Origin of the sequence: Micromonospora sp. RV43 (assembly GCF_001029515.1) — a bacterium.
Lineage (GTDB): Bacteria > Actinomycetota > Actinomycetes > Mycobacteriales > Micromonosporaceae > Micromonospora > Micromonospora aurantiaca.
This window is the reverse complement of sequence record NZ_LEKG01000268.1, coordinates 1-6,421: the sequence shown is the minus strand read 5'-3', so window position 1 is coordinate 6,421 and position 6,421 is coordinate 1. Positions and strand designations below refer to the sequence as shown.

The following is a 6,421-nucleotide window of genomic DNA, read 5'->3' as shown; positions in this document are numbered from 1 at the left end:
GGGCGAAGACCCGGTGGGTGGGGGCGGCGCCGAACCGCTGCGCGTACTCGCTGCTGGTGCAGTTGAGGTAGAAGGTCCAGTCGCAGCCGCCGGGTACCGGGGCGAGGTTGAACTGCGCACCGGGGCAGGGCTGCAGCCGTAGGAAGTCCCGTAGCCCGGGCTGGGGGGTGGTGTCGGCGATGCCGCGGTGGGCGACGTAGCCGGCGTAGCGCAGGGTCCGGTCGGGGTCCAGCAGTCGGCGGCCGGTGGAGGACCGGCCGTCGGCGAACACGACCAGGTCGGCGGGTGCGGTGTGGCCGTCGCGGAACCGCAGCAGCGGCTGGCCGGCCACCCCGTGGCCGACCCTGCTGGCCCGTCACCTGGCGGACCCCGCCCGCTACCCGCGCGAGCGGGCCGAGGCGGACTTCCACAACCAGGCCCGCGTCAACGCGATGCGGATGCACAACGCGGCCAGCTACGGCGCCGCCCGCCTCAGCCCAGGTGAGCTGGAGATGTTCCAGGCAGGCCCGATGGCCTACCAGCACTACAGCGCCACCACCGCCGTCTGTGGCGACGCCCTGCTCACGCCGGACGGGCACAAGCTCGCACCCGCGAGCGACGCCCTCACCCACCGGGTGACCTACCTCGAGCAGGCGACCCGGTACCTCGACACCATCGAGGCCGACCAGCGGCTGCTCGCCGTCGCCCTGTAGCACCACCGGATCCGGAACCGGTCGGGCACCGCCACCCATCCCTTCTTCCCTGGGGATCGGCGGCGGCCCGACCGACTCCACCCCATTTCCAACCGCGCCGCGCCGGCCACCAGCAGCAGACGCGAGCTCTGCAGCCGCGTCCCTGAGCGTCCCGGCCCTGCGACGCACACCCTCCGCGACGAGTGCGGCCACACCCCCACACGACATTGACCACAACCTGAACCACGCCCGCCCGCACTACATCCGACCCGCTCCTGCGGGCCATCCGCCGTACCCACGGGGGCCAAGCGGCGTGGCGTGGACCTATTGCCGGCCCCGCGCGGTAACCGCCCGGCGCCCCGGGCTGGGGCTCCCCGCAAGCCCGGCCGACGAACGGCCGACCTTTCCCTCTTCCCTCATCAGGAGGTTCCTTCACCATGTCCGACCGACTGTGGTTCCGCGTCGACGACGTCCTGCCCCTCGCCGAACACGCCGCAGCAACCACCGCGCACCTGCGCACCCGGCAGCAGTACCGGGCCGGCGTCCCGGACCAGGCCGCGCTCATCTGGTCCCACGACACCGACGGTGACTGGCTGTCCTCCAACGGGATCCCCCGCTGGTACGACGCCGACGGCGCCGACCACCGGGCCCTCGCCGAAACCTGGACCCACACCGCCACCGGCGCCACCGGCAACCCGGTCCCCGCCGACGACGGGCACGGATTCCTACCCCTGCACGCCAACCACGTCGACGGGCGGCGGGACCTGCTCGACCTGCTCCGCTTCGCCCGCCGCCACGGGGTGCACTGGTTCGGGCTGCACCCCGACCCGGCGAGCGAGGCCACAGGCGACCGCTACCGCATCTCCCGCCACCGCGGCGACATCACCCCGCCGCTGTCCACCTGGACACCGGCGGCTGTCACCTGCGACGTGGTCGGCGGCGGCGCCTACCGCGCCATGGTCGCCACCGGCTACACCACCCTCGCCCGCACCGGGCTGCTGTGCCGCTTCCCCTTGTCCTCGGTGCAGCGCATGGCCGCCCACCTCGACGGCCTCTACCCCGGCGACATGCCGGGCGAGCACCCCCGGCTGCGGTTCGAGGGCGACGAGGTCGCCGTCGAGTGGGAGCACGACGACGGCCTGGACGGCCGCTGGGTCGAGGACGACCGAGTCGTCCCGGACGCCAACCGCTGCTACGCCATCGGCGCCTACCAGTGGCCCTGGACCCTCGTCGCGTCCGAGACGACCTCCCGCGCAGCCGACCCGACGGACCGGTCGCGGTGATCGTCGACAACGTGTTCCACCAGGGCGGCCCCGGCTGCTACGAGCTGAACCGGGTGCACCACACCGACGGGTACGTCCTGCGGGTGCGGGTCTACCGGGACAGCTACGCCAAGCAGAGCACGGCGGTCGCCGAGGTCCTCACCCCGCTGTTGACCTGGACGATCATCGCCAGCAGCCCCGGTAGCGGCTGGCACCGCACCACCCCGATCACCTCACCGGACGCGACGCCGCTGATCCCGGTCGCCGACGAGGTACTTCGGCGGGCGCGGCGCATCCTTCCCGTGCCGCCGCCGTTCACCACGCCCGGCCGGTAACCCGCCAAGGCCGCGCCCTCCCGCGCTGCATTGCCCGCCCGGTCGCGCCTCGCGCACCAGCGGACGCAGTCCGGCGCCGGATCTTCCAAACCTCTATCCGCCCGCCGCACAGCGGCGGCTGATCAGCGCGTCGACGGCCCACCGCCGTTGACGCGCTTTCTCACTGCACCCACCTGGCCGATGCCCGGCCACCCGCGCACTCGCGCAGACCCGGGCACGGCCGTGCCCGGGTTCCCACCCTCCAGAAGGGAACCCTCATGACATCCACCAACAGGCCCCGCATCGCGGTCATCGGCGGCAGCCTCACCGGCCCCGTCACCGCGCTGCTGTTGCTGCACGCCGGGTTCGACGATGTCACCGTGTACGAAGCCGCACCGGCGTCCGCGTCCCTGGGCGGCGGCCTCATCGGCCTGGAACACCCCGCCCTCGACGTGCTCGACCGCCTCGACATCGGCCAGCACGAGTTCGTCGCCCACGACTCCGAGGCCATCGTCCAGATGACCGTTCGCGACCGCCACCCCGCCGAGACCTTCCGACGCACCTACCCTGGGCGCAACACCACCTGGACCCTGCTGCACCAGGCGCTGACCCGCCGGCTGCCCACCGGGGTCCTGCACTCCGGCATGAAGGTCACCACCCTGGCCGAGCAGGCCGGCCTCGTCGCCGCCCTCACCCAGCACCGCAAGTACGCCGCCGACCTCACCGCCGCCCTGCACGGCTGGCAACGCCGACACCTGCCCGCCGCCGTCGCCGCCGTACGCCGCGGGCCCGCCATCGGTTACCAGCTCGGCCTCGGCACCCACCAAACCGCCCAGTAACCCACCCCTCGAAGGAAAGGAGGTGGCCCTCGTGGCCACCCACACCACCGCGATCGTCGTCGACGACCTCGACGGCTCCACCGACGACGTCGGCACCTACCAGTTCGCCTTCAACGGCATCACCTACGAGATCGACCTGTCCGCCGGCAACTTCGACCGGATGGCCGCTGCCTTCGGCCCGTTCATCACGGCCGGACGCCGCCTGCCGAAACAGACCCGCGCACCACGGCGGCAGCACGGCACCGCGACCGGCCGCACCCAGAGCCAGGAGATCCGCACCTGGTGGTGGACCGCGAACTGGCAGGAGCTGAACCTGCCCCGGCCACGAACCGGGGGCGTCATCCCCGCCACGGTCCGCGACGCCTACCACGCCGCGCACTGACCCCCTGTCACCAGCAGGCCGCCCGGCGAGCGTTCGCCGGGCGGCACACCTGTGCGCGTCGCCGGAGTCCCGCACTCCGGGCAAACGACTTGATCAATGCCCGATCCGAAGCGTGCATCAGTGCACGCGCCTCACTCACCGACCCCTGCCGACGGCAGGAGAAAGGGGGCCCGCGCCCATGATCAGCACCCCCACCAACACGGCCGCACCAGCACCACTGGCACCCAGCGTCGCGAAGGTCCTCGCCGCGCTGCACCGCCTCGGCGAAGCCACCGCCGCCGCCATCGCCACCGAAGCCGGCCTCGGCTACTCCACCACCACCCCGAAACTGCGCACCCTGGAAACCGCGGGACTGGCCGAGCCCAGCCGAAACGACACCGGACGCAGCCTGTGGCGGCTGACCGACACCGGCCGCGCGCACGTCGAGCAGGGCGAGCACGACGAGCCCGCACCGGAATCCTCCACTTCAGACGTGGACACAGTCACCACCGCCGCAGATCTCGAGCCACGCGGCGACGACACGCAGGTGGCCGGAGATGCCGCCGGGCAGGACGACGAGCAACCAGCCGCCGAGATTCCCGCCGATGGGCAGCCGGACGCCGCCCAGGAGCAAGCATCGCCGGCTGCTGGTGACGTCGAGGCCGCACCCGACGAGGCCGCTGAAGCCGAGGACACCGAAACCGACCACGGCGACGATGACGACCGCTCGACTGCCGACCCCGACGTGCCGGGCGCGACCGACGACACCGACCCGGCCACCGGAACGATGCCCGCAGCGAACGACACGGACGTCAGACCGGCCACACCGGATGGTGGCCCTGCCGGCGGGGCCACCGACAGCACCACGGGCGACCCCGCCCCGGAAGCACCCGCCGCTACGCCGGCCACGGAGGCGGCGGGCGATTCGGCACAGCCCTCTACCCGGCGAGCGTCCGGCACCCTGCGCGGCGCGATCCTCGACATCCTCGAGGCCAACCCCGGCCAGCAGTACAAGGTCAGCGAGCTGTGCAAGCTGGTCGACCGGGCCAACGAGGGAACCGGCGCGAAGAAGGCCAGCGCGGGTGCGGTCCACAACGCCGCCGTGAAGCTCGTCGGGACCGGGCGGGCAGTGCTGGCCGCCGAGAAGCCCGCGACGTTCGCTCTCGCCGACACCACCGCCTGAACGACCCCGCCAGCCGGTAGCCCGGGGGCGGGCGTCGAACTTCCCGGAACCACGCCCGCCCCCGGTGCTCCTTACTGCAGAAGGAGCTCTCGAAGTGTCTCCCATCCTGACCTCGATCGTCACCGCCACCGGTGGAGTCCTCGCCGGTCTCGCCCTCGCCGCAGCGCTGCTGTGGCGCCAACAGCAGGCACTGACCCGCGCCCGCCACGCCGCCGACCACGACGACACCACCGGCCTGCCCAACCGGCGAGCACTGCTCGCCGCCCTCACCCGCGCCACCCGCACAGATGCCCCGTTCGGGCTCGTCCTGCTCGACCTCGACCGCTTTAAAGCCGTCAACGACACCCTCGGCCACGAAGCCGGCAACGACGTCCTCACCGAGGTCGGCCGACGGCTGGCAACCCTGCGCGGGCCGGTACGGCTCGCCGCGCGGCTGTCCGGCGACGAGTTCGCCCTGCTGGTCGACGGCGGCCCCGACGACATCGCCGCCGCCGCCCGCGCCGCCTGGCGGGCGGTCGGCCGCCACCCCGTCGACCTCGGCGAGCACGCCGTGGCCGTGCACGCCAGCGTCGGGCACACCAGCGCCGCCCTCGGCATCAGCCCACGCACCCTGCTACGCCAGGCCGACATCGCCATGTACCAGGCCAAACAAGCCGGAGCTGGGGTCCACGGAGCCACCGCCACCACCGGCCACACCGGGCCGCCGCCGGGTACCCGCCTGCGGGACCTGCGCCGCCGCTGACCGCTCACGGACACACCAAGAGGACCTCGCGCCCGCCGACGTGCGCGAGGTCCTCAGCATGCCCCGCTTCCCTCCGCCCAGCCCTGCTTTCCCCGTTCTCGGCGACGGTCGCCGAGACCCGTTAAGGAGCGCATCCGCCATGAGCAGCCCCCACACGTACGCCATCGGTGACCGGGTGACCATCGACCCGGCGGTGGCCCGCGCCAGCACCCGGGGCGTCACCTACCGCGTCACCCGGCTGCTGCCGGTCAACGTCGTCGTCGAACCCGTCGACGGCGGCCGACCGGTGAAGGTCAACCCCACCTACCTGCGGCCCGCCCCCGCAGCGGACACCACCACCAGCGGTAGCAGCACCGGCGGCGGCACCCACAGCGGCGAGTGGACCATGATCCACGAGGCGCCGCTGCACCCGGGCACCCTCGTCACTGTCGCCGGCCCGGGTTGGAAGCAGCCTCCCGGCGAGCTGTACGTGGTGCTACGCGACACCGGGACCGGCCGCGTCTCCCTCGTCCCGCTCGGCGGCAACAACGGCCGCTACTGGCGCGGCGTCTCCTGCCGCCTGCTCACCATCGTCGACCCCACCCGCGTACGCCTCGACTCCGAACAGACCACCTGAACTACGACTTCACGCTGCCGTGTCGGGCGGGCAAGGTTCTGCCCGCCCGACACGACTTGACCTTCGCCGAGAGATGAGCGTCGATCAGCGCTGGTCGTCGGCCATCGTGCGGACATCAGCACTCCCAAGGGCTCCGACGCGAGTCGGGCGGCGACCGCGCATGCCCGCGATCCGCCGACCGAAGGGCCACCCGCCATGGCAAACCGCGCACAGCCCAAGGGCCGCAGCCGGCGTCCCAGCGACCGCACCGCCGTACCGGACGACGTCACCGACAGGCTCCTGTGGGCCCTCGCGGTCGACGTCGCCGCCGCCCACCAACCCGGACCCGACGGCGCCTGCACCAACCTGCAGTGCCGCAGGCAGCAGGGCCCCTGCTGGGCGCTGCGCGCCGCCCGCCGCGCCGAACAACACGCCCGCCGCGCCACCACCACCC

8 protein-coding genes and 2 pseudogenes are annotated in these 6,421 nt (G+C 73.0%); 9 read left to right on the top strand and 1 reads right to left on the bottom strand.

What is annotated here, in order from left to right; translation table 11 throughout:
* Positions 1 to 331: pseudogene (locus ABD52_RS35455) on the bottom strand (monooxygenase); the annotation flags it as partial.
* Between ABD52_RS35455 and ABD52_RS35450 the strand changes: the two are divergent.
* The 9 genes and pseudogenes from ABD52_RS35450 to ABD52_RS35410 form a co-directional block, all read left to right on the top strand.
* Positions 291 to 692, top strand: a complete 402-nt coding sequence (locus ABD52_RS35450; protein ID WP_200905286.1) for a hypothetical protein — start codon at positions 291 to 293, stop codon at positions 690 to 692. The pseudogene ABD52_RS35455 and the gene ABD52_RS35450 sit on opposite strands and share 41 nt — an antisense overlap.
* A 416-nt stretch (positions 693 to 1,108) precedes the next feature.
* Positions 1,109 to 1,954, top strand: a complete 846-nt coding sequence (locus tag ABD52_RS35445; RefSeq protein ID WP_047894603.1) for a hypothetical protein — start codon at positions 1,109 to 1,111, stop codon at positions 1,952 to 1,954.
* Complete coding sequence (locus ABD52_RS35440; protein WP_053065532.1) at positions 1,951 to 2,268, top strand: hypothetical protein; 318 nt, start codon at positions 1,951 to 1,953, stop codon at positions 2,266 to 2,268. Before ABD52_RS35445 ends, ABD52_RS35440 begins: the two co-directional genes overlap by 4 nt.
* Positions 2,269 to 2,525: 257 nt before the next feature.
* Positions 2,526 to 3,086, top strand: coding sequence for a hypothetical protein (locus ABD52_RS35435; RefSeq protein WP_063778341.1), 561 nt, complete (start codon positions 2,526 to 2,528; stop codon positions 3,084 to 3,086).
* Between the two features lie 31 nt (positions 3,087 to 3,117).
* Positions 3,118 to 3,468, top strand: coding sequence for an Lsr2 family protein (locus ABD52_RS35430; protein WP_047894605.1), 351 nt, complete (start codon positions 3,118 to 3,120; stop codon positions 3,466 to 3,468).
* A gap of 178 nt (positions 3,469 to 3,646) precedes the next feature.
* Positions 3,647 to 4,630 carry a MarR family winged helix-turn-helix transcriptional regulator gene (locus ABD52_RS35425; RefSeq protein WP_047894602.1) on the top strand — a complete coding sequence of 328 codons (984 nt, stop codon included), beginning with the start codon at positions 3,647 to 3,649 and terminating at the stop codon, positions 4,628 to 4,630.
* A gap of 94 nt (positions 4,631 to 4,724) precedes the next feature.
* Positions 4,725 to 5,372: a GGDEF domain-containing protein gene (locus tag ABD52_RS35420; RefSeq protein WP_047894601.1), complete on the top strand. Its 648-nt coding sequence runs from the start codon at positions 4,725 to 4,727 to the stop codon at positions 5,370 to 5,372.
* Between the two features lie 139 nt (positions 5,373 to 5,511).
* Complete coding sequence (locus ABD52_RS35415; protein WP_047894600.1) at positions 5,512 to 5,988, top strand: hypothetical protein; 477 nt, start codon at positions 5,512 to 5,514, stop codon at positions 5,986 to 5,988.
* 195 nt (positions 5,989 to 6,183) lie between these two features.
* Positions 6,184 to 6,421: pseudogene (locus tag ABD52_RS35410) on the top strand (hypothetical protein); the annotation flags it as partial.